This is a genomic window from Streptomyces sp. NBC_00859 (genome assembly GCF_045161865.1).
Lineage (GTDB): Bacteria > Actinomycetota > Actinomycetes > Streptomycetales > Streptomycetaceae > Streptomyces.
The window spans coordinates 6,808,461-6,829,709 of sequence record NZ_CP108826.1 but is presented as its reverse complement, the minus strand read 5'-3'; the positions used below and the strand labels follow the sequence as shown (position 1 = coordinate 6,829,709).

20 protein-coding genes are annotated in these 21,249 nt (G+C 71.5%); 10 read left to right on the top strand and 10 right to left on the bottom strand.

Annotation, left to right across the window (positions count from 1 at the left end):
- Positions 1–38: 38 nt before the first annotated feature.
- On the top strand, positions 39–659 hold the full coding sequence (locus tag OG584_RS30130) for an allophanate hydrolase subunit 1 (protein ID WP_405782543.1): 621 nt from the start codon (positions 39–41) through the stop codon (positions 657–659).
- The gene (locus OG584_RS30125) at positions 656–1,534 is read left to right on the top strand and encodes a biotin-dependent carboxyltransferase family protein (RefSeq protein WP_405782542.1); all 879 of its coding nucleotides are present in this window, start codon (positions 656–658) and stop codon (positions 1,532–1,534) included. The genes OG584_RS30130 and OG584_RS30125 overlap by 4 nt, the downstream gene beginning before the upstream one ends.
- 60 nt (positions 1,535–1,594) lie before the next feature.
- Here the strand turns inward: OG584_RS30125 and OG584_RS30120 are convergent, their stop codons facing one another.
- Both OG584_RS30120 and OG584_RS30115 read right to left on the bottom strand, forming a co-directional pair.
- Complete coding sequence (locus OG584_RS30120; protein WP_405782540.1) at positions 1,595–3,013, bottom strand: HEAT repeat domain-containing protein; 1,419 nt, start codon at positions 3,011–3,013, stop codon at positions 1,595–1,597.
- Positions 3,014–3,213: 200 nt separating this feature from the next.
- Entirely contained in the window at positions 3,214–3,606 is a 393-nt protein-coding gene (locus OG584_RS30115; protein WP_405782538.1) for an ankyrin repeat domain-containing protein, read from the bottom strand.
- Positions 3,607–3,860: 254 nt separating this feature from the next.
- On the opposite strand from OG584_RS30115, the gene OG584_RS30110 reads away from it, so the two are divergent.
- Together OG584_RS30110 and OG584_RS30105 are read left to right on the top strand one after the other, a co-directional pair.
- Entirely contained in the window at positions 3,861–4,055 is a 195-nt protein-coding gene (locus OG584_RS30110; protein WP_164267853.1) for a hypothetical protein, read from the top strand.
- Between the two features lie 40 nt (positions 4,056–4,095).
- Positions 4,096–5,760: an ATP-binding protein gene (locus tag OG584_RS30105; protein WP_405782537.1), complete on the top strand. Its 1,665-nt coding sequence runs from the start codon at positions 4,096–4,098 to the stop codon at positions 5,758–5,760.
- 6 nt (positions 5,761–5,766) lie between these two features.
- Here the strand turns inward: OG584_RS30105 and OG584_RS30100 are convergent, their stop codons facing one another.
- Complete coding sequence (locus OG584_RS30100) at positions 5,767–7,266, bottom strand: PLP-dependent aminotransferase family protein (RefSeq protein WP_405782535.1); 1,500 nt, start codon at positions 7,264–7,266, stop codon at positions 5,767–5,769.
- A 110-nt stretch (positions 7,267–7,376) separates the two neighbouring features.
- On the opposite strand from OG584_RS30100, the gene OG584_RS30095 reads away from it, so the two are divergent.
- The 4 genes from OG584_RS30095 (at position 7,377) to OG584_RS30080 (ending at position 10,800) form a co-directional block, all read left to right on the top strand.
- Entirely contained in the window at positions 7,377–8,021 is a 645-nt protein-coding gene (locus OG584_RS30095; RefSeq protein ID WP_405782534.1) for a YitT family protein, read from the top strand.
- A complete protein-coding gene (locus tag OG584_RS30090) occupies positions 8,018–8,782 on the top strand; it encodes a glycerophosphodiester phosphodiesterase (RefSeq protein WP_405782533.1) in 765 nt (254 codons plus the stop codon). The genes OG584_RS30095 and OG584_RS30090 overlap by 4 nt, the downstream gene beginning before the upstream one ends.
- A 17-nt stretch (positions 8,783–8,799) precedes the next feature.
- Entirely contained in the window at positions 8,800–10,170 is a 1,371-nt protein-coding gene (locus OG584_RS30085; RefSeq protein WP_405782531.1) for an MFS transporter, read from the top strand.
- Between the two features lie 255 nt (positions 10,171–10,425).
- Positions 10,426–10,800, top strand: coding sequence for an RNA polymerase-binding protein RbpA (locus OG584_RS30080; RefSeq protein WP_161311542.1), 375 nt, complete (start codon positions 10,426–10,428; stop codon positions 10,798–10,800).
- Positions 10,801–10,905: 105 nt separating this feature from the next.
- Here OG584_RS30080 and fxsA read toward each other — a convergent pair whose 3' ends face one another.
- The 4 genes from fxsA to OG584_RS30060 all read right to left on the bottom strand — a co-directional run bounded on the left by fxsA (position 10,906) and on the right by OG584_RS30060 (position 14,979).
- Positions 10,906–11,478, bottom strand: coding sequence for an FxsA family membrane protein (fxsA, locus tag OG584_RS30075; RefSeq protein WP_405782529.1), 573 nt, complete (start codon positions 11,476–11,478; stop codon positions 10,906–10,908).
- 46 nt (positions 11,479–11,524) lie between these two features.
- Positions 11,525–12,292 carry a polyprenol monophosphomannose synthase gene (locus tag OG584_RS30070; protein WP_405782528.1) on the bottom strand — a complete coding sequence of 256 codons (768 nt, stop codon included), beginning with the start codon at positions 12,290–12,292 and terminating at the stop codon, positions 11,525–11,527.
- 539 nt (positions 12,293–12,831) lie between these two features.
- A complete protein-coding gene (locus OG584_RS30065; RefSeq protein ID WP_405782526.1) occupies positions 12,832–14,472 on the bottom strand; it encodes an amidohydrolase in 1,641 nt (546 codons plus the stop codon).
- A 66-nt stretch (positions 14,473–14,538) separates the two neighbouring features.
- Entirely contained in the window at positions 14,539–14,979 is a 441-nt protein-coding gene (locus OG584_RS30060; RefSeq protein WP_164266613.1) for an Lrp/AsnC family transcriptional regulator, read from the bottom strand.
- Between the two features lie 202 nt (positions 14,980–15,181).
- Between OG584_RS30060 and OG584_RS30055 the strand changes: the two genes are divergently transcribed.
- Positions 15,182–15,583, top strand: a complete 402-nt coding sequence (locus OG584_RS30055; protein WP_405782524.1) for a hypothetical protein — start codon at positions 15,182–15,184, stop codon at positions 15,581–15,583.
- Here the strand turns inward: OG584_RS30055 and OG584_RS30050 are convergent.
- The 3 genes from OG584_RS30050 to OG584_RS30040 form a co-directional block, all read right to left on the bottom strand.
- Complete coding sequence (locus tag OG584_RS30050) at positions 15,539–16,705, bottom strand: phosphotransferase family protein (protein ID WP_405782522.1); 1,167 nt, start codon at positions 16,703–16,705, stop codon at positions 15,539–15,541. The two genes, OG584_RS30055 and OG584_RS30050, sit on opposite strands and share 45 nt — an antisense overlap.
- Positions 16,706–16,773: 68 nt before the next feature.
- Positions 16,774–17,898 carry a hypothetical protein gene (locus OG584_RS30045; RefSeq protein WP_405782520.1) on the bottom strand — a complete coding sequence of 375 codons (1,125 nt, stop codon included), beginning with the start codon at positions 17,896–17,898 and terminating at the stop codon, positions 16,774–16,776.
- Between the two features lie 543 nt (positions 17,899–18,441).
- Complete coding sequence (locus tag OG584_RS30040) at positions 18,442–19,614, bottom strand: acyl-CoA dehydrogenase family protein (protein ID WP_405782519.1); 1,173 nt, start codon at positions 19,612–19,614, stop codon at positions 18,442–18,444.
- A 296-nt stretch (positions 19,615–19,910) separates the two neighbouring features.
- On the opposite strand from OG584_RS30040, the gene OG584_RS30035 reads away from it, so the two are divergent.
- The gene (locus tag OG584_RS30035) at positions 19,911–21,176 is read left to right on the top strand and encodes a glycoside hydrolase family 18 protein (protein ID WP_405782517.1); all 1,266 of its coding nucleotides are present in this window, start codon (positions 19,911–19,913) and stop codon (positions 21,174–21,176) included.
- Positions 21,177–21,249: the final 73 nt, after the last annotated feature.

The following is a 21,249-nucleotide window of genomic DNA, read 5'->3' as shown; positions in this document are numbered from 1 at the left end:
CGGCGGAGCGCGGACACGGCACACGGAGGGCAGCGCGGATGAGGGTCCTGCCGGTGGGCGAACACGCCCTGCTCGTCGAGCTGGGATCGGCGGCCGCGACGGAAGCCTTCCACGCGGAAGTGCTGCGCCGGCGCGACGCCGGCGAACTGCCCGCGCTGACCGATATCGTGCCGGCCGCCCGCACAGTGCTTCTTGACGGTCTGGCCAGGCCGCACGAGCTCGCCGCCCTGCTCACCACCTGGACCGTGCCGCCGTCGGCCGGCACCGCAGGCCCGGAGATCGAGATCGCCGTGCGCTACGACGGACCCGATCTCGCGGAGGTCGCACACCGGTGGCAGGTGGCTCCTGCGGAAGTCCCCGGCATCGTCGGCGGCATCCCGTTCCGGGTGGCGTTCTGCGGCTTCGTCCCCGGCTTCGGCTATCTGTCCGGGCTCCCCGACCGGCTCCGGCTGCCGCGCCGGGCCACGCCCCGTACGGCTGTGCCCGCCGGGTCACTCGCCCTCGCCGACACCTACGCGGGTGTCTACCCCCGTTCCTCCCCCGGCGGCTGGCAGCTGATCGGCACCACCGACGCGGTGCTGTGGGACCAGGAGCGCGACCCCGCTGCGCTGCTGGCTCCCGGCACCCGGGTGCGGTTCACCGCGGAGGAGCCGGCATGAGCCTGGAAGTCGTACGCCCCGGCACGCTCACCACCGTGCAGGACCTCGGGCGTCCGGGATACGCGCATCTCGGCGTTCCGCGTTCGGGAGCCCTGGACCGCGCCGCGCACCGGCTGGCGAACCTGCTCGCCGGAAACCCCGATGACGCCGCCGCTCTGGAGACGACCCTCGACGGCGCCGCGGTACGCGTCACCACGGATGTCACGGCCGCGGTGACGGGCGCACCGTGCCCCGTGCGGATCGACGGCCGCCCGGCCGCCTGGGGCGCACCGGTCCGGGTGCCCGCGGGCGCTGTGCTCGATGTGGGCGGGGCCGTGAGCGGCCTGCGCAGCTATGTGGCGTTCGGCGGCGGCGTCACCGTGCCTCCGGTTCTCGGCAGCCGGTCCACCGACCTCCTCTCCGGGCTGGGCCCCGCGCCGTTGGAGGGCGGACAGGTGCTGCCGCTCGGTGTTCCGGGTGAGTCCCCGGGCACCGTGGAGGCCGTTCCGCTGCCGGCTCCCCCGGGTGAGCTGGTGCTTCCGCTGATCACGGGGCCCCGTGCCGACCGGTTCACGGATGCGGCGCTCCGGGCTCTGCCGGAGGCCGGCTACCGGGTCTCGGCCGCGAGCAACCGCATCGGCCTGCGCACCGATGGCCCGCCGCTGGAGCGTTCGGACGGCGCCGAACTGCCGAGTGAGGGGGTGGTACTGGGCGCGGTCCAGGTACCGCCCGACGGGCTGCCCGTGCTCTTCCTCGCCGATCACCCGGTGACCGGGGGCTATCCGGTGATCGGGGTTGTCCCGCAGGACAGGCTCGGAGCCGCGGCACAGGCGGTCCCGGGGACCCCGGTGGTCTTCCTTCCCGTACACGCCCAGCCGGGCCGGCACCCGCGCTGATCCGGCCACAGGTTCGCCGGGGCCGGTTTCGCGGGTGGCCGGACGGGCGGCACGGCCGCGTCAGTGCGCGGTTCCCTCCGTGGCGATCCGGCTGCGGACCGCGGTCTGCACCTCGGCCTCCTCGGCGGGATCGGCGGCCAGCCGCCGGAGCCGGTCGACCACCCGGATGTCGCCGGTCGCGGCGTGCAGGGCGGCCACCTCCCTGGTGGTCTCCTCGCAGTCCCACAGGCATTCGACGGCGAACCCGGCTCCGAAGGAAGGGTCGGTGGCGGCGAGCGCGCGGGCGGCGCTGCCGCGCAGATGTGAGGAGGCCGTCTCGCGGTACACATGTCGCAGGACGGGCGCCGCGCAGGCGATGCCGAGCCGCCCCGCCCCGTCGACGAGCGTCCAGAGCAGGGCAGCGTCGGGGCCGTCGGCCCGGACGGTCTCGCGCAGTGCGCCGAGGACCAGCTGCGCGTCCTGTGCCCCGCCGCGAGCGGCCAGCACACCCGCGGCCGATGCGCCCAGCGCGTCGGGCCGCTGCACCCAGCGGCGTGCCCGGCTCACCGCTGCGTCGCCGCACATCCGCTCGAAAGCGGCCACGGCTGTCTCGGCGACCGTACGGGAGATGCTGTCCGCCGCCGCCTCGATCAGGTCCAGGACCGCGGGATCCTGCGCCTCCGCGAGATAGTGCAGCGCCGCGCAGCGGGCTCCGTCCGTGCCGCTCCGTGCGGCCTCGACGATCGCGGCGCGGTCCCCGGGACCGGCCACCGCGGTGAGACAGCGGGCGGCGGGCAGGTGCAGTTCGCTGCCGCGCTCCAGTGCCTGCTGCGCCCAGTCGAAGACGGCCTGCACACTCCAGCCGGGGCGGGGGCCCGTGGGACGCATCTGCCGTTGCCAGCGGTCGAAGGACCCCTGCTCCCCCGCGGCCCTGACCCGGCCACCGACCGATTCCCGCGGGTCGTCGGCCCACAGCCGCCAGGGCCGGGGCTCGTAGGCGTCGCGCACGGCCGCTGCCAGCTCGGCCTCGCCCTGCGCGGTGGCGGGGAACCGGCTGAGCACGGGGAGGGCGAGGGCGCGCAGCCCGGCGTCGTCGTCGCGAAGGGCCAGTTCGTCGAGGGCCCAGGCCCAGTTGGTGCCGGTCGCCGCGTACCGCCTCAGCAGACCGAGTGCGTCACCCCTGTCGTAGGACGCGAGGTGTCCGAGCACCGCGAGGGCCAGTCCGGTCCTGCTGTCCTCGGTGACGATGTGGTCGTCGGGGAGGAAGAGGTGACGCTCGATCTCGCCGAGCCCGCCGTCGAGGTCGAGGTAGAGGCGTGCGTAGTAGAGCGAGCGGTTCTCGACCTGCCAGTCGTGACGCGGGTCGCTCAGGACGCAGTGGTTCAGCGCGGCCAGCGCCTCCCTGCGTGGTGCGGCGAGCGCGTGCAGCGTGCCGTCACCGCGGCCTCGCTGGAGAAGGCCGAGCAAGGTACCGCTCGGCGCTATGACTGGATCGATCATGGAAGGAGCCTCACATCAAGCTGTAGACGCAACCGGGACGGGGGATTCACCTGGCCGCGCAACAACATGTACGGCCGCCCGTTGCCCTCTGCTTGGTGCAGTCCATCTTCCTCTGCCTCTCGTCGGTGGTCCGATGGGGACCCGCGACGTCATGATGACCCAGCCATATCGCCACCGCGACCACATTTACGACAGGCCGGTCACCGTGCGCCGAAGAGCTCCACCAGCTCTGCCTTCCCAAACATCCGCGCGGTATCCGTCGCAGACGGAGTCCCGGCCTCCGGATCGGCGCCGCCGGCGAGCAGTGCGCGGATCACCGCGTCCTCACCCTTGAAGACCGCCCCGGCCAGCGGGGTCTGCCCCCGGTCGTTGGCGCGGTCGGCCTCGGCACCGCGGGCGATGAGCACCTCCACCGCCGAGGCGTGGCCGTGGTAGGCGGCGAGCATCACGAGGGTGTCTCCGCGGTCGTTGGTGAGGTTCGCGGGCACGCCCGCGTCGATGTACGCGGCGAGTGCGTCGGCCTGCCCCTGCCGCGCGAGGTCGAAGACCTTCGTCGCCAGCTCGACCACCTCGGGGTCCGGTGCCTCGCTCATCTCGCGTACCGCCTTCCATGCCGTGACTGCTGTGACTGCTGTGACTGCCGTGACTGCCGTGTACGGCGTGAAGCCGTACGAGTGAACCGACAGATTACTGCCCGCCCCGAACCACCGGCACAACCCGCACGTCCTCTTCGGCCAGTCAGGTGAATTAGCGGGTATTTCACCCATTTGCACCTTTTGTCGTATAGATACTTTCTGTGAACCTGGAAGAACTCATGGTGACTGTCCCCCCAACCAGGAGAACACTCATGATCCTTTCCATCTCAGGCGTCGTACTGCTGGGAGTCATCGCCTTCCTCTTCTTCAAGAAGGACGGACTCAAGGCATCCCACGGGCTCGTCTGCGCCCTCTTCGGCTTCTATGTGGCGGGTACCGCCATCGCACCGAGCATCACGGCCGGCGGCGCGAGCCTCGCCAGCATGCTGGGCGGAATCAAGTTCTGACCCTCGGTAACCGTTCCCCCACCCACCCCAGGAGACAGCTGTGGCCCGGCGACCACTTCCCCGCATTCTGAGCAGCAGCAGCGCATCGATCACCCGCAGCCGCGAGATCGCGCGGACGGCCGCCGACAGCGCCACCGATGTCCTCCATCCGCTGATCACCGTCGGACGCGGCCTGCGCAAGCTGGCCTCGGCGGGGCGGCAACGGTGGGCCGCGACACCCAAGGACCGGCGCGGTCCCGCGCTGTTCCTCGTCGCGGCCTGCGTCCTGGTGGTCGCGCTCATCCCGTACGGGCCGCTGCTCGCCCTGATCACGGTGATGGCCGCGGCCGCCTGGAAGGGGCACGAGCGGACCGTGGTGAAGAGCGGGCCCGACGAGGCGGAGACAGCGCGGCTCCGAGCGCTGTACGAGGCTCTGGTGCCGTACTTCTCCGTCCCCGACGACCCGGCTCCCCTCTTCAGCCACGGCGGCGAGTGGGACGAGGCCCTCAGCGACTACACATTCGACGGCGACGGACGGCTCACCGCACTGCACGTCGCCTACCCGGCGCACTTCACCGACGGCGAAGCCGCCTCGCGCACCCGGATCGAACAGCTCCTCCACGCCAAGTCGGGGCGCGGACGGGAGTACCGCTTCGACTGGGACGAGGAGGGCAACCGGCTCGCGATGAGCGTGCTGCCCGCCCTGTCCGCCACGATCGCGGCGCAGCCCTTCGTCACCGGGCCGGGCGAGACCGTACTCGGCTTCACCGACCCGGACGCGGTGTGCCGGACCATGCCGGTGCGGGACGGCGAGGAGCACAGCGACGCACCGCCCGTCGTCTGGCGTACGGGGGCGCGCTCGACGGAGCCGCACCTGCTCGTCGTCGGCGAGCCCGGCAGCGGCACCACCACACTGCTGCGCTCGATCGCACTCCAGGCCCTGCGCCACGGCGACGTGGTGATCATCGAGGGCAGCGGGACCGGCGAGTACTCGTGCCTCACCGGGCGCAACGGAGTCCTCGCCATCGAATGCGGACTCGCCGGGGCCCTGAGCACGCTGGAGTGGGCGGCGCACGAAACCGAGCGGCGGCTGGTCACGGCCAACCGGGCCCGGCAGTCCGGGCACCCCACGCCCGACGACATCAGGCGCCCGCTCTGGATCATCCTCGACCGGCCCAGCATCTTCGGGCATCTGGCGGCGGCCGACGGACGCACCGACCCCGTGGAGCTGCTGCAGGTCCCACTGCGGCACGGCCGGGCGGCGAGCGTCACGGTGGTCGTGGCCGACCAGTTCGACACGGTGGACGCGCTGAGCGACACCGTCCGGCACCACACCCGTGCCCGTGTGGTGCTCGGTCCGGCGACCCACGGCCAGATCGAGGCCCTGCTCGGCGCACCGCCCCACACCACGCCGACGCCGGACATCCCGCCCGGCCGGGGCTACGCACGGCTCGGGTCCGGGGCCGTACTGCGGCTCCAGGTCCCCGCCACGCCCGACCCGTACGACGAGGCGACCAGCGAGGCGCACCGCGAAGCCGTACTGGGCCTGCTTCCCGGACGTCCGGGCGAGCCGGACCCCGTGCCGCACGCGGCCGCGGCGGACCCCGGTCCCGTGGAGGCCGCCCCGATGGAGACCGGCCTGCTGGAGCCCGGCCTGATCGAGGCCGGTCCGATGGAGACCGCCCCGCGGCCCATGGAGGCGGCGCCGGTGGCGGCCGAAGGCTGAGGAGCGTCAGGCGACGAACGTCCTCGGGGCGTCCGTACCGGTGCTCGCGCCCGTCTCGACGAGCCGCGCGGCGGCCGCCAGCCGCTGCGCCGCCTCGTCGGCCAGCCTGCCTCCGACGGTGAACGGCAGCCGCACGTACCCCTCGAAGGCCCCGTCGACCCCGAACCGCGGTCCGGAGGGGACGCGGACCCCCACCCGCTCCCCGACCTCGGCGAGCCGTGAGCCGGAGAGCCCGCCCGTCCGCACCCACAGCGTCAGCCCGCCGTGCGGCACGTCGAACTCCCAGCCGGGCAGCTCTCTGCGGACGGCAGTGACCAGCGCGTCGCGGTTCTCCCTGGCCTGCGCGCGGCGGATAGCGACCGCCTCGTCCCAGCCCCCGGTGCTCATCAGCCAGTTGATGGCGAGTTGCTCCAGTACGGGCGTCCCCAGGTCGGCGTAGGCCCGTGCCGAGACCAGGCTGCGGATCACGTCCGGCGCGGCGCGCACCCAGCCGATCCGCATACCGGCCCAGAACGCCTTGCTCGCCGAGCCCACCGTGAGCACCGTGCTGCCGGCCGGATCGAAGGCGCAGACCGGACGCGGCATCTCGGTGTCCTCGTCGAGGATCAGCTCGGTCATGGTCTCGTCCACGACCAGTACCGTGCCGGCCGAGCGCGCCGCGTCCACCAGCCCGCGCCGCTGCTCCTCGTCGGCGAGTGCGCCGGTCGGATTGTGGAAGTCCGCCACCACATAGGCGATCCGGGGAGCCGCGTCGCGCAGCACCTGCCGCCATCTGGGAAGGTCCCAGCCCCTGAGCCCCTCTGCCATCGCGACGGGCACCAGCCGGGCCCCCGCCTCGCGCATCAGCTGGAGGATGTTGGCGTACGACGGGGACTCGACGGCGATGCGTTCGCCCCGCCCGGCGAAGAGGTGACAGATGGCGTCCATCGCACCCATGGCGCCCGTGGTCACCATGATCTGTTCGGGCATGGTCGGGATGCCCTGCGCGGTGTAGCGGTCGGCGAGCTTCTGGCGGAGCGCCGGCAGCCCAGCCGGATAGTCGCCGTGCGTGTGCGCGTACGGCCCCAGCTCCCCCAGCGCACCCTGCACCGAGCGGGTGAGCCAGGGCTCCGGCGCGGGCAGCGCCGCGGTGCCGAGGTCGATCATCGAGCCGAGCGTCTCGGGCGGCAGCGGCTCAAGACCGCGGGCGGGCAGCGGGTTGCCTGCCGGGACGGCGGTCCAGCTGCCCGCGCCACGGCGCGACTCCAGGAAACCTTCCGCGCGCAGCGCCTCGTAGGCTGCGGCCACGGTGGTGCGGCTCACCGCGAGCGCCACCGCCAGTTCCCGCTCGGCGGGCAGCCGCGCGGCCACCGGGACCCGGCCTTCGAGCACGAGCACCCTGATGCCGTCGGCGAGCGCCCGGTAGGCCGGCGGCTTTCGGGTTCCGGGGCCGGCCGGCCGCGCCTGCTGGGTGCTGAGCAGCCGGGCCAACTGGGCGGCACCGACCGCCGAAGTCCACTGCGTCATAAATATCAGTCCACCTTCCCCGAATTGGCCATGGCTGACCTTGGATCCCAAGCCACAGAGTGTCACGTACCAGTCCACTGCGACTACCCAGCACCCCAGGGAGGGCCATATTGTCCAGGAATCTCGTACGCAGGCTCGTGCAGCTCTATGTCGGTCTGGCGCTGTACGGGGTCAGTTCCGCCCTGTTGGTCGACGCGGGTCTGGGTCTTGAGCCCTGGGGGGTACTGCACCAGGGACTGGCCCGGCTGACCGGTCTGACGATCGGCACCGTCTCGATCATCGTCGGCGCCGCCGTGCTGCTGCTGTGGATCCCCCTCAGGCAGCGACCCGGGCTCGGCACCGTCTCCAACGTCTTCGTCATCGGCCTCGCCATGGACGCGACCCTCGGCCTGGTCCCCGCGGTCCAGGGTCTGCCGGGCCGGATCCCTCTGATGGCCGCGGGCATCCTGCTCAACGGCGCGGCCACCGGGCTGTACATCTCCGCCCGCTTCGGCCCCGGCCCGCGGGACGGCCTGATGACCGGACTGCACCAGCTCACCGGGCTCTCCATCCGGCTGGCGCGCACCGGCATCGAGGTCGCGGTCGTCGCCACCGGCTTCGCGCTGGGCGGGACCGTCGGGGTGGGCACGGTGGTGTACGCCCTGTCCATCGGGCCGCTCGCCCAGATGTTCCTCCGGATGTTCAGCCGGCCCGCTCGGGCGGGTGACCGGGCACCTCGGCTCCCCGCTGCCGAGCAGGCGATACTGCCCGAGTGACGAGTACGCGACACCCTTATCTGGACCACCCGGGACCGATCCCCTTCGCCCACCGGGGCGGCTCCGCGGACGGCCTGGAGAACACCGCGGCGGCCTTCCGGCGGGCGGACCGCGCCGGATACCGCTACTTCGAGACCGATGTGCACGCCACGGCCGACGGCCGCCTCGTCGCATTCCACGACGCGACCCTGGACCGGGTCACGGATGTCCGGGGCCGGATCGCCTCCCTCCCGTGGAGTGAAGTGCGCCGGGCAAGGGTCGCGGGGACCGAACCCCTGCCGCTCCTGGCCGACCTCCTGGAGGAGTTCCCCGGTGCCCGCTGGAACATCGACGTCAAGGCCGCACCCGCGCTCGCCCCGCTGATCGGGCTGATCCGCAGGACCGGCGCCTGGGACCGGGTGTGCGTCGGATCCTTCTCGGAGGGCCGGGTGGCGGCGGCGGCGCGCCTCGCGGGCCCGCGCCTCGCCACCTCGTACGGCATGAGCGGCGTCGCGGCGCTGCGGCTGCGCTCGTACGGAGTCCCCGCCGCGCTGCGGGCGACCGGCGTCTGCGCCCAGGTCCCTGAATTCCACGGCCGGATCAGGGTGGTCGACCGGCGCTTCGTCAGAGCCGCGCACGCCCGTGGACTCCAGGTCCACGTCTGGACCGTCAACGACCCCGCGCGGATGGCCGCCCTCCTCGACCTGGGCGTGGATGGCATCATGACCGATCATCTGGAGTCACTGCGCGCGGTTCTCACCACGCGGGGGGCGTGGAACTGACGATCAGGGGGCGCGGTTTGAGCGCTGGAACCGCGGACAGTGCGCTGGGCGCCGCCGACACGGCCGCTGCCGCCGCCGGCCGCAGGCGCGAGCAGCACGGCTGGTACTTCTACGACTTCGCGTCCTCGGTCTACTCGACCAGCGTGGTCACGGTGTTCCTCGGCCCGTACCTCACCTCGGTCGCCAGGTCCGCCGCCGACGCGGCGGGTTACGTCCATCCGCTCGGCGTCCCGGTACGCGCGGGGTCCGTCTTCGCCTACACGGTCTCGGTGTCCGTCGTCGTCGCGGTGCTGGTCATGCCCTTGGCGGGTGCCGTGGCGGACCGGACCGGACGCAAGAAGCCACTGCTCGCGGGCGCCGCCTATCTCGGCGCCGGGGCCACGGCCGGGATGTTCTTCCTGGACGGCGACCGCTATCTGCTGGGTGCGCTGCTGCTGATCGTGGCCAACGCCTCGCTGGCCGTCTCGATGGTCCTCTACAACGCCTATCTCCCCCAGATCTCCGAGCCGGACGAGCGCGACGCCGTCTCCTCGCGCGGCTGGGCCTTCGGATATACGTCGGGTGCCTTCGTCCTGGTTCTGAATCTGGTGCTCTACTCGGGCCACGACCGTTTCGGGGTCTCGGAGTCGACCGCGGTACGGATCTGTCTGGCGTCCGCCGGCGTGTGGTGGGGTGCGTTCACCCTGATACCGCTGCGCAGGCTGCGCGACCGGCGGGTGGGCCCGGCCGCCGGTCGCGGTTCGGTCGGCGCGGGATGGCGGCAGCTGCTCGCGACGCTGCGGGACATGCGCCGCTATCCCCTGACGCTCTCGTTCCTGCTCGCGTACCTCGTCTACAACGACGGCATCCAGACGGTGATCTCCCAGGCGTCCGTGTACGGCTCGGAGGAGCTCGGCCTCGGCCAGACCACACTGATCACCGCGATCCTGCTGGTGCAGGTGCTCGCGGTGGCCGGCGCGCTCGGCATGGGCCGGCTGGCGCGGGTGTACGGGGCGAAGCGCACCGTGCTCGGGTCCCTCGCCGTGTGGACGCTGATCCTCGGCGCCGGATACTTCCTGCCGGCCCGCGCCCCGGTCTGGTTCTTCGCGCTGGCGGCGGCGATCGGTGCGGTCCTCGGCGGCAGCCAGGCGCTCTCCCGTTCGCTCTTCTCCCATCTGGTGCCTGCGGGCAAGGAGGCCGAGTACTTCTCGGCGTACGAGATGAGCGACCGCGGTCTGAGCTGGCTGGGCCCGTTGGTGTTCGGGCTCGCGTACCAGCTGACCGGCAGTTACCGGGCCGCGATCATTTCGCTGGTGGTCTTCTTCGTACTGGGTTTCTTCCTGCTGGCACGGGTACGTGTGAGGGAGGCCGTGACGGCGGCGGGAAACGCGGTACCGGAGCGGGTTTAGGCATTGAAGTGAAAGGCCGGTACTGTACGCCTTTGGCTCACCAGGCGGACCGTTACTGCGTGATCATCAGTTGAAAACGCAGGGTGACATCTTTGAGCAGATGTGACAAAGAGGTCACTGGTGGGTACAACAAGGGGCGGCACGACGGGCGACGTATGACCCGCAACGGGAATCTTTACCGCCGACCGGACGTTGACCGGATGACGACGACAGCGACACCTGTCCTGTGGGCGACAAGCCCGGGAGGCACGATTCATGAGTGAGCGAGCTCTTCGCGGTACGCGCCTCGTGGTGACCAGCTACGAGACCGACCGCGGCATCGACCTGGCTCCGCGCCAGGCGGTGGAGTACGCATGCGAGAACGGACATCGCTTTGAGATGCCGTTCTCTGTAGAGGCGGACATTCCGCCGGAGTGGGAGTGCAAGGCCTGCGGCGCCCAAGCACTCCTGGTAGACGGGGACGGCCCTGAGGAGAAGAAGGGCAAGCCCGCGCGCACGCACTGGGACATGCTCATGGAGCGGCGCACACGCGAGGAGCTGGAGGAGGTGCTGGCCGAGAGGCTGGCCGTCCTTCGTTCCGGCGCCATGAACATTGCCGTGCATCCGCGGGACAGCCGCAAGTCCGCTTAACGCCCAGGCGTTTCGCGTACAGCACGACGACATCAGGGGCTGAGGGCTCCGGCACACTTCAGGGTGTTGCCGGAGCCCTCAGCTCTTTGTGCGTGCTCCCGCCGGTCAGCGCGTCAGCGGCGGCCGGGGGTCGTCGTCGTCCCCGTGGGGCTCCGGGCGGTCGTTCTTGATGACTTCGCCCTGGACGACCTTGCCGTCCGGACGGTGCATGCGTGCCTGCTGGAACGCGTCCCCGACCGTGCCGGGAGCCGCCCTGCTCATCCGGCGTTCCAGGGTCAGCTCGGTGCGGCGGCTCAGCAGCGACCGCAGCGGCGGTACCAGGAGGAGCAGCCCCAGCACGTCGCTGATCAGCCCAGGGACCATGATCAGCAGCCCTGAGAGCATCAGGAAGCCGTTCCCGCCGCTCTCGCGCTCCTGGGCCGGCTCCGCTCCCGACTGCTGGCGCTGGACGGTCTCCGTCAGATTACGGAAGGCCCGCCGCCCGGCCCGCTTGACGACGGCGGCACCGAGCACGAGGCCGCCGACGAGCAGGAAGAGAACGGCGAGTCCGCCGACGGCCTCGCCCACCATGATCAGCAGCCAGATCTCCAGGATCACCCAGACGGCGATACCCAGAGGTACGAAGGTGCGCGCCCGGGAGCGCTTGGGAGCGGTCGGGGGCTGTGTGCCGGTCGTCATACTCCCAGTGTGCCTGCAGGCGCGCACGGATGACGTGCCGGGGAACTCAGGAGGGCTGCCGCCCCAGCAGGCGGCCCGCCCGCGACCCGACTCCCCAGGCCGTCACGCGCCACAGGGCCTCGACGACGATGTCCTTGCTCATCTTGGAGTCGCCGATCTCGCGCTCGACGAAGGTGATCGGAACCTCGACGACATGGCAGCCCGCCTCGACGGCCCGCCGGGCGAGATCAACCTGGAAGCAGTACCCCTGGGACGTCACCTCGTCGAGACCGAGCTCCTCCAGGGTCTCCTTCCGGAAGGCCCGGAAGCCGCCGGTGACGTCACGGATCGGTACACCCAGGAGGAGCCGTGAGTACGTGCTGCCGCCCCGCGAGAGCAGCTCCCGGGACTTGGGCCAGTTGACGACCCGTCCGCCCGGCATCCACCGCGAGCCGAGCACCAGGTCGGCGCCCTTCAACGCGGTGAGCAGCCGGGGAAGTTCCTCGGGCTGGTGCGAGCCGTCGGCGTCCATCTCCACCAGGACCCCGTAGCCGTGCTCGATACCCCAGTGGAAGCCCGCGAGGTACGCGGCGCCGAGGCCCTCCTTGCCCTTCCGGTGCAACACCTGGATCTGCGGATCGTCCTCGGCCATCTCGTCGACGATCTTCCCGGTGCCGTCCGGGCTGTTGTCGTCGGCGACCAGAATGTCCGCTTCCGGCACCGCGGCGCGGACCCGGGCGACGATCGGCTCGATGTTCTCGGCCTCGTTGTAGGTCGGAATGATGACCAAGGCCTTACCGAGCGGACCGAACCGCCGCTCACCGCCGTCGTTCACTACTGCCCCTCACTGTGTCCCTACGCCGAGCCATTACCTTATCCAGCGCCGGACATGCGGAACGCAGCCGCGTCGGCCGGAGGGACTCCTGAGGGGAGAGGGGAACTTCGGATCGGGGCCCGGCGTCCTTCGGGCCGACCTGGGGCCCGCTGGCTGCGGGTCGACCGAGAGCCGTTGTCTACTGAACGTCCGGGCCCCACCCGGGTCGCACCTGCCCGCGAACTCCCAAGGAGCAGGGCGGACCCCCTTCCGGCTGAAACCTCCCTCGCCCCCGAGGCGCGGGCGCTGAACCTGGCTCCCAGTGGTGGCGCGCCTTCCGGCGTACCGCCCCATGACCCAGCGGCGTTCGACGACTGCGTGGAGGTTTGCCGGTCGGACGTCCTGTGGTGGACTCGGCCGAACCTACCCGCCGGTGGCCGCTTCCTGTCAACACTCGCCCGACCTGCGGTGTTCTGATGAATGGCCAGGTCAGTACGGAAGAGCCGCAGGTGACGGGAGAGACTTTCCGGCATCGATCGGCCGCACGAAATACCGTGATGTCACTCGTTCGGCCTCACGAAGACAGTTTGTCCGAAGACCACCGTCCGCACGCACACGGGGAGTTCGGCGCCAGGGCTGAGGTCCGGCAGCCCCGGTGTGCCGGACCTCGGGTCGGTCGACCAGCGGGCCACCCGGTCGTCGGGGGCCTGCACCACCAGATCGGCGGTGCGCCAGACCGCGTAGTCGGCGGGTGCTCCCGGCACGAGTACCCCGGTGTCGTCCCGGCCGATGGACCGCCAGCCGCCACGGGTGTGGGCGGTGAAAGCGGCGCGTACGGAGATCCGGTGCTCAGGGGTCCGGTGGAAGGCCGCGGCCCGCACGTTCCCCCAGGGGTCGAGCGGGGTGACGGGGCTGTCGGAGCCGAAGGCGAGCGGGACCCCGGCCCGCAGCAGGGCCGCGTACGGGTTGAGGGTGCGGGCCCGCTCGGCGCCGAGACGCTGGGCGTACATCCCTTCGCCGCCGCCCCACGCCGCGTCGAAGGCCGGCTGTACCGAGGCGGTCAGCCCGAGTTCGGCGAAGGCGGCGACCGTCTCGGGGGAGAGCATCTCCGCGTGCTCGACGCGGTGGCGGGCGGCGCGCACCCGGGCGAGGCCGAGCTTCTCCGCTGCGTCCCGCACCCCGTCGGCGACCGCGGTGAGCGCCGCGTCCCCGATGGCGTGGAAGCCCGCCTGGAGCCCCGCCTCGGTACAGGCGGCGACGTGGGCGGCGATGTCGGCCCGGTCGAGGTGCGCGGTGCCCGTGTGCGCCTCGTCGGCGTACGGCTCGTGCAGGCACGCGGTGTGCGAGCCCAGGGAGCCGTCGACGAAGAGGTCACCGGCCGCGCCGATCGCGCCCAGCTCCCTGATCCGCTGCGCGTCCTTGGCCCCGGCGACCCGTTCGGCCCAGTAGCCGAAGACGCGCGGTCCGTTCTCCTGCGCCGCGAGGGCGAGCAGGCCCGTGAAGTCGTCCTCGTCGGAGATGTCGGGACCTCCGCACTCGTGGAGCGCGCCGATGCCGAGTGAGGCGGCCCGTTCGCGGGCGGCGCGCTGCGCCGCGGTCCGCTGCTGCGGGGTGATCAGCGCGTGGGCGGCGGCGCGGACGGCGTGATGTGCCGCGCCGGTGAGGGGGGCGTCGGGGCGGTAGCCGGGGAGCGAGGTGACCTGCGGGACCAGGTCGAGCAGCGCCGTGGACACGACCGCCGAGTGGACGTCGACCCGCGGCAGGTAGAGCGGCCTGCCGCCGGCGGCCTCGTCGAGCGCGGCGCGGGTCGGCGGCCGTCCGTCCGGCCAGCCGGACGGATCCCAGCCGTGGCCGAGCAGCACCCGGTCGCCGGGGCGGTCCGCGGCGTGGTCCCGGACGAGGCGGAGTGCCTCCTGCGCGGTCCGTGCCGCCGACAGGTCGAGGCCGGTGAGGGCGAGCCCCGTCGATGTCGTGTGGACATGAGCGTCGGTGAACGCCGGTGTCACCAGGGCGCCTTCGAGGTCGAAGGTCTCGTCGACCCCCTCGGCGAAGGCGTCGGCGGCCCCTTCGGAGCCCACCCAGGCGACGTGCCCGCGTTCCACGACCATCGCGGTGGCGAAGGGGTCGGCGGGGCTGTGGATGTCTCCACCACGCAGCAGTACGGTGCGGTGGTCGGCCTGGGGGGCGGTGCTCTCGGTCATGGGGACCAGTCTCCCGCCTGCGCGGCTCCGGTCCGCGCAGGGGGCCCGTGCGTGCGGCCGCTGCGCTCAGATCTCCGGGGGGCGCGCTTCGTAGGGAGTGGAGAGCACGACGGTGGTACGGGTGGAGACTCCGGCCAGGGACCTGATCCTGGTCAGCAGGTTCTCCAGCGCGAGCGGTGTCGGGACGCGCACCTTGAGGATGTAGTTCTCGTCCCCCGCCACGCTGTGGCAGGCCTCGATCTCGGGGACACCGGCGAGCCGCTCGGCGATGTCGTCCGGAGCACTCGGGTCGAAGGGCTTCACCGAGATGAAGGCGGTCAGGGGCAGCCCGACGGCCTCCGGGTCGACCACAGCGGCGTAACCGCGGATGACCCCGCGCTGTTCGAGACGGCGGACGCGCTGATGCACCGCCGATGTCGACAGGCCGGTGGCCTTGCCCAGGTCGGTGTAGCTCATCCGCCCGTCCTTGACGAGCAACTCCACGATGCGGCGATCCAGCTCCTCCATACGGATCAACCTATGGCCCCGCGCCACTGCGGCACAGCCGGAGGGGGCCGGTAAGGGACACCTCGCACGGTCGTGTGACGAAGACCACAGAGCTGGAGCCGTGTCCGCCGGTGGCTCGCGATTACCGCGGACACCGGACGGGAAGTGCTTGCTGTGGTCGAGACCACAGTTCTGGTCGGCCCACCCTAGGGGGAGAATCTCCATGCACAAGCTGAAGAGCGCTGACTCCATCGAGCCCGCGGAGCTCGCCGCCATTGAGAACGATCCGGGCCTCGCGGCCTACGACACCTTCGAGATGTACCGGGTGATCTGCCCGGACTGCGCGCAGCCGATCGCCCTGCTCGCGGACGAAGTGGTCCTGCCCCGGCACGCACTGTGCGCCAGCCCCTGGAACCCGTTCGGGCTGACCACGTGCACGGGCACCGGCCGCGCGGCGGCGGACGCCGAGCCCGCCGACGCCTCCCTCGACGCACAGGAGCAGGACACCGCGCTGCTGCTGACGCTGCCGCAGGGGCTCGACTGGCGCAAGCAGCCGTTCTCACACGTCGGCGGGCCTGGTTCACGCCCCGTCAGGACGGCTCGGGTGCGGGGCGAAGCCGCCTGACCAGTCGTACGTTCCGTGCACCAGGGCCTCCAGCGAAGCCCGGTGCAGGATCATGGCGTCCGGGTCGGCCGGGGCCCGGACCTCACCGAAGTGCACCTGCCGGTAAGCGATGCGCAGCATGACGATCGCGTGCCGCAGGGCCGCGTACAGCAGATGAAAGTCCATGTCGCGCGGTGTGTGGCCGGTGAGCCCGGCGTACCGCCGCTCGGCGTTCTCCCTGCGCAGCAGGCCAGGCAGGCCCCGCAGTCCGGATGCCTCGGTGAGGTCCTGGAAGAAGCGGTGCAGGTATATCGTCCAGCCGAGATCGAGTTCGCACGGACCGAAGGCGGCCATCTCCCAGTCGAGCACGGCGGCGGGCTCGAAGCCGTCGTACACGATGTTGCCGATACGGGCGTCTCCCCAGCAGAGCACGGCGGGCCCCTCGTCCACCGGCCACAGCGTCTCCAGGCGCTCGAAGGCGCTCTCGATGAGTGGTGACGGCGGCAGCCCGTCCACCACCCATGCGTAGTAGGCCCGTTGGCCGTCCACATGGCGGCGCAGCGGGCTGCCGTCTCCGGCGGGGAGCAGGAACTCCGCCTCGGCGGGCGGGAACTGGCGGTGCAGCCCCGCCAGGACCCGCAGGGTCGCGTCCTCCAGGGCGGCGCGTTCGGTGTCGGTCGCGGAGTGCAGCCAATTACCCTCGTACGTATAGGGCATGACGTCGGGCGGGACCCTGCCGTGCACCTGTTCCATGACGAAGAACGGCGCCCCCAGCGGGCCCGGATCCGTTTCGAGCCACAGGACGCGTGGCACCGGGATGTCGGTGTGCGCGGCGACCAGGCCCATCACCCGGTACTGGCGCTCCATGTCGTAGGCCGGGAAGACGGTGTACGCGGCGGGGTCGGCGGCCAGGCGCAGGGCGCAGGACGTCACCGGGGCGGCGGCGCCGGGAGCACCGGTGCCGGCCCGGTCGGTTCCGTCCACGCCGAAGAGCAGTGTCTCGCTCGACATGCCGTTCGACGCGGGGGCCGTGAGGTCGCCGATGCGGGCGCCGGGCAGCCGGGTACTCAGCCAGGCGGCGAGCCTGCGGCCGACCTCCTGAGGATCGCGGGTGGTGGTGCGGGGGCGTGGTGCCGTGGCCATGACGGTGGTCCTCGCTGTGGGAGGCGGTGCGCGGGAGGGGAAGACCCGAAAGGGCCGGGCCCGGATACTCAGGGCGCCACCGACGTGTATCCGGCGAACCCGCTGGGGTCGTGGCGGCCGAAGCTGCCGTGCTCGAATATCCCGTGCCCGATCCGGCCGTCGAGCGTGAAGCGGGCCGCGTGGTCGGTGACGCCGTAGGCAGCCGCCGGATGGGCGGCCGGGTCGCTCATGTCGTAGCTGCGCCGGTCGGTCCAGCCCCTCCCCTGCCAGCTTCCGTGCTGCCAGTCGGCTGCCGGCGGGTAGCCCGCACCGAGCGCGAGCGGCGACGAGCAGAGTATTTCGGCGGTCAGCTCCATCGGCCGGCTCCCCGGCCCCGTCAGGTGGACGACAGCGCGCTCGGGGTGGCGCGTTCCGGACCGGTAGCCGATCTCCGTGCGGGGCCAGCCGAGCTGGACGTCTCGCCGGCCTTCGCGCACCAGCAGTGCCTCGTTCAGGGTCCGGTAGCCGTCGGCGTCCTCCTGGGCGATGACGAGGACGAAGCGGTCTTCGAAGCGGACCGGGATCCAGAGCCAGTGGAATCCTGCCGGCCGGTACTCGGCTTCGGCGCGACCGCCCTCCTCGCCGGGGATGGGCCGAACACCCCAGCTGCGGTCCCGGGTACCCGTCCACTCCCCCGCCGCGACGCGGATCTCGTCGCCCCCGGCGCGTATGACGCCGGAGCAGCTGCCCGCCTGCACGAAGCGGCGGCCTTCGAGCATCAGCCGCTCGCCGCGCCGCTGCACGTGGTGCGGCTCCCAGACAGCGGGGAAGTCCGCGGTCCACTCGATGTCGTACGAGAGTGAGTCCGGATCGGCGGGGTCGGCGGCACAGTGCAGCGACAGCCGTTGGAGGGGGACGTCGACCGTGATGCGCAGGGGGCCCACGGAGAGGTTCATCCGGTCGTCGGTGAGGGCGTCGGACGCGCGTACGGCGTGCAGCGTGTCACCCGTGCGCAGCGTCGCGTACGCGTCGATCACGCCCGCGTTGGGGTAGACGCCGAGGCCCACGACGAGCAGCGCCCTGCCCCGGTGGTCGAAGACGTGGAAGATGCAGCGGTCATAGGCGTTGCGGTCGCCCGTCGCGACGTGCTTCATCGACAGCGGCACCTGGTGGACGGGGTATTCGTCGAGCGCGATGGGTCGGTCGTCGGCCACGGCATCCTCCTGCTGACAGGGAAGATGACGGTACGTCAGAAACGGTGCGGACGGCCAGACCCGCATCACCGCGGGATCCGGCCGGTCACCACCCGGACGGGCCGCAGGGGTCCTTGCGCCATGAGCGCCCGATGAGGTCGCGTGGACTGGCGCCCTGCCGTGCACCGCAAGGCGCCGGAGACCCACGCAGCGGAGCTGCCTGGGCTCTCCGGCAACACCGCGGGACGCGGTGCCGGACCACGCGACCTCATCGGGCGCAGCGCAAGGGCCCCTTACCGCGCGAACAGACGCCCGACGCGACCGGGCGGTGACCAGGCGGCGCCCGACCGCGTTGACCGTGCATGACTCTTCTGCACTACGGGGCCGGTACCGGACTGCGGCGGCTCGCCACGCCCGCTCCCGAAGAATCGCTTCCGCAGAGCGTGGACGCGCCGATCTACCAGTCCATGATCCGCCAGTGGGGGCGGGCGGGCCGCACACTGCCGGGCCGCCGCGACCCGGAGTGGGCACGCCTCACAACGGCGACCGTACAGCCGGGTCAGTTCAGTTCGACTCAGGTCCCGCGAGGTGACGGGCGATGACCATCCGCTGGATCTGATTGGTGCCCTCGACGATCTGCAGCACCTTGGCCTCCCGCATGAAGCGCTCGACCGGGAAGTCCGCGGTGTATCCGTAGCCGCCGAGCACCTGGACGGCGTCGGTGGTGACGCGCATCGCCGCGTCCGTACAGAAGAGTTTGGCCATGGCGGCCTGCCGGGAGAAGGGGCTTCCGGCGTCCCGCAGCCGTGCGGCCGTGAGGTAGAGGGAACGGCCGGCCTCGATCTGTGTGGCCATGTCGGCGAGCATGAAACGCAGCCCCTGGAAGTCCGCGATCGGGTGGCCGAACTGCTGCCTCTCCGTCGCGTACAGCACCGCCTCGTCCAGCGCCGCCTGGGCGACGCCGATGGCGCAGGCGGCGATCCCCAGCCTCCCGGAGTCGAGGGCGGAGAGCGCGATGGCGAAGCCCTGGCCCTCCTCACCGATCAGCCGTGAACCGGACACCCGCACGCCGTCGAAGTGCAGTTGGGCGGTGGGTGACCCCTTCATCCCCATCTTCTTCTCGGGGACGGCCGCAGTCAGGCCGTCCGCGTCCCCCGGCACCAGGAACGCCGAGATCCCCCGGGCTCCGTCGCCGCCGGTCCGCGCCAGGACCGTGCAGAAATCGGCGACACCGCCATGTGTGATCCACGCCTTGGTGCCTGTGATGACCCACTCGTCCCCCTGCCGGACTGCCTTCGTCCGGAGCGAGGCGGCGTCGGAGCCCGACGAGGGCTCGGACAGGCAGTACGCGCCGAGGAGGCCGCCGCCGAGCATGGCGGGCAGATGCGCGGTCCGCTGCTCCTTGCTGCCGTATCCAGCGAGGGCGTGGCAGGCGAGGGAGTGGACGCTGACACCCAGCCCCACCGTCAGCCGCGCGGCCGCCAGCTCTTCGAGGATCTGGAGATAGACCTCGTACGGCTGGTCGCCGCCGCCGTAGGCCGATTCGTAGGGGAGGCCGAGCAGCCCGGCCTCCGACAGCAGGGTGAAGATCTCGCGGGGGAAATGGCCGGCTTCCTCACCGGCGGCCGCACCGGGCACGATCTTCCGCTGGACGATGTCGCGCACCAGCGCGAGCAGATCCCGGGACTCCTCGGTGGGCAACTGGCGGTCCACCAACTGCGGGGCGCGGTCGGGCATGGCGACGCTCTCCTCCCTGTCGGGCGCTGCGGCGTACGCGTGGCCAGGGTGTGGCAACGCCGCCGGGTCTCGCCATCAGCCGATGCTGCCCTCCCGGATCGCGGAAGGGGCTGACCAGAGGCTGTGGCGGCTTGAGTATGCCCGATCGGCGGACTTCCGTCACGGGGGCGGAAATTGGTCCGAACCATTGACCACACTGGTCTAGTCCTTCTACCTTCCCCCTACCGGCTTTTCGCGTTCATGCCAAAAACCACCAGGCGGCTCTCCCAACGCCCCCTCCCTCACGAGGAGACAGCATGTTCGGACGATTCCAACCACGGGTCCGGCTCCGGGCCCTCCTGGCCACCGCCTGTACGGCGGCGCTCGGCGTCACCCTGCTCGCCGGGGCCGGCACGGCGGCCGCCGGTGAGCACCACGCCACGACGGCCGCGGGCACCAAGGCGGGCACGACGGCGGCCGCGGGCAGCAAGGTCGTCGGTTACTACGCGGACTGGGACGTCTACCAGCGCAACTACCAGGTCAAGAACATCCAGACCTCGGGCTCGGCGGACAAGCTCACCCACATCAACTACGCCTTCGGCAACGTCACCGGCGGCAAGTGCGCGATCGGCGACGCCTACGCCGACTACCAGAAGACGTACGACGCCTCCTCCAGTGTGGACGGCACCGCCGACACCTGGGACCAGCCGGTGGCGGGCAACTTCAACCAGCTGCGCGAGCTGAAGAAACTGCATCCCAACCTCAAGATCATCTGGTCCTTCGGCGGCTGGACCTGGTCCGGCGGCTTCGGCGAGGCGGCGAAGGACCCGGCCGCCTTCGCGCAGTCCTGCTACGACCTGGTCAAGGACTCGCGCTGGGCCGATGTCTTCGACGGTATCGACATCGACTGGGAGTACCCCAACAACTGCGGGCTCTCCTGCGACACCAGCGGGACAGAGGCCTTCAAGAACGTGATGGCCGCACTGCGTGCCAAGTTCGGCTCGTCGTCGCTCGTCACCGCCGCGATCACCGCTGACGCCTCGGACGGCGGCAAGATGGACTCCGCCGACTACGCGGGGGCCGCGCAGTACGTCGACTGGTACAACCCGATGACGTACGACTACTTCGGTGCCTGGGACGCGCAGGGGCCGACCGCCCCGCACTCGCCGCTCACCTCGTACACCGGAATCCCCAAGGCGGGCTTCAACACCGACGCCACGATCACCAAGCTCAAGGGGCTCGGAGTGCCCGCGGGCAAGCTGCTGCTCGGTATCGGCTTCTACGGCCGCGGCTGGACCGGCGTGACCCAGGACGCCCCCGGCGGCACGGCGACCGGCCCGGCCCCCGGCACGTACGAGCAGGGCATCGAGGACTACAAGGTCCTCAAGACCAGCTGCCCGGCCACCGGCACCGTCGCCGGCACCGCGTACGCGAAGTGCGGCTCGAACTGGTGGAGCTACGACACCCCTGCCACCATCGCCGGCAAGATGGCCTACAAGAACCAGCAGGGCCTCGGCGGCACCTTCCTCTGGGAGCTCAGTGGTGACACCTCCAACGGGGAACTCATCCACGCCGTGAGCTAGAGCCGTTCGCCCGGATCAGCACACCGCGAGGGCGGGGCGGGAGCCGTTACGGCTCCCGCCCCGCCCTGTGCCC

Coding starts and splice junctions, on each gene's coding strand:
- OG584_RS30050 (WP_405782522.1), bottom strand. CDS start 16,705: ATGGCCACGGCACCACGCCCCCGCACCACCACCCGCGATCCTCAGGAG.
- OG584_RS30130 (WP_405782543.1), top strand. CDS start 39: ATGAGGGTCCTGCCGGTGGGCGAACACGCCCTGCTCGTCGAGCTGGGA.
- OG584_RS30040 (WP_405782519.1), bottom strand. CDS start 19,614: ATGCCCGACCGCGCCCCGCAGTTGGTGGACCGCCAGTTGCCCACCGAG.
- OG584_RS30115 (WP_405782538.1), bottom strand. CDS start 3,606: ATGAGCGAGGCACCGGACCCCGAGGTGGTCGAGCTGGCGACGAAGGTC.
- OG584_RS30100 (WP_405782535.1), bottom strand. CDS start 7,266: ATGACGCAGTGGACTTCGGCGGTCGGTGCCGCCCAGTTGGCCCGGCTG.
- OG584_RS30080 (WP_161311542.1), top strand. CDS start 10,426: ATGAGTGAGCGAGCTCTTCGCGGTACGCGCCTCGTGGTGACCAGCTAC.
- OG584_RS30065 (WP_405782526.1), bottom strand. CDS start 14,472: ATGACCGAGAGCACCGCCCCCCAGGCCGACCACCGCACCGTACTGCTG.
- OG584_RS30055 (WP_405782524.1), top strand. CDS start 15,182: ATGCACAAGCTGAAGAGCGCTGACTCCATCGAGCCCGCGGAGCTCGCC.
- fxsA (WP_405782529.1), bottom strand. CDS start 11,478: ATGACGACCGGCACACAGCCCCCGACCGCTCCCAAGCGCTCCCGGGCG.
- OG584_RS30035 (WP_405782517.1), top strand. CDS start 19,911: ATGTTCGGACGATTCCAACCACGGGTCCGGCTCCGGGCCCTCCTGGCC.
- OG584_RS30125 (WP_405782542.1), top strand. CDS start 656: ATGAGCCTGGAAGTCGTACGCCCCGGCACGCTCACCACCGTGCAGGAC.
- OG584_RS30120 (WP_405782540.1), bottom strand. CDS start 3,013: ATGATCGATCCAGTCATAGCGCCGAGCGGTACCTTGCTCGGCCTTCTC.
- OG584_RS30060 (WP_164266613.1), bottom strand. CDS start 14,979: ATGGAGGAGCTGGATCGCCGCATCGTGGAGTTGCTCGTCAAGGACGGG.
- OG584_RS30110 (WP_164267853.1), top strand. CDS start 3,861: ATGATCCTTTCCATCTCAGGCGTCGTACTGCTGGGAGTCATCGCCTTC.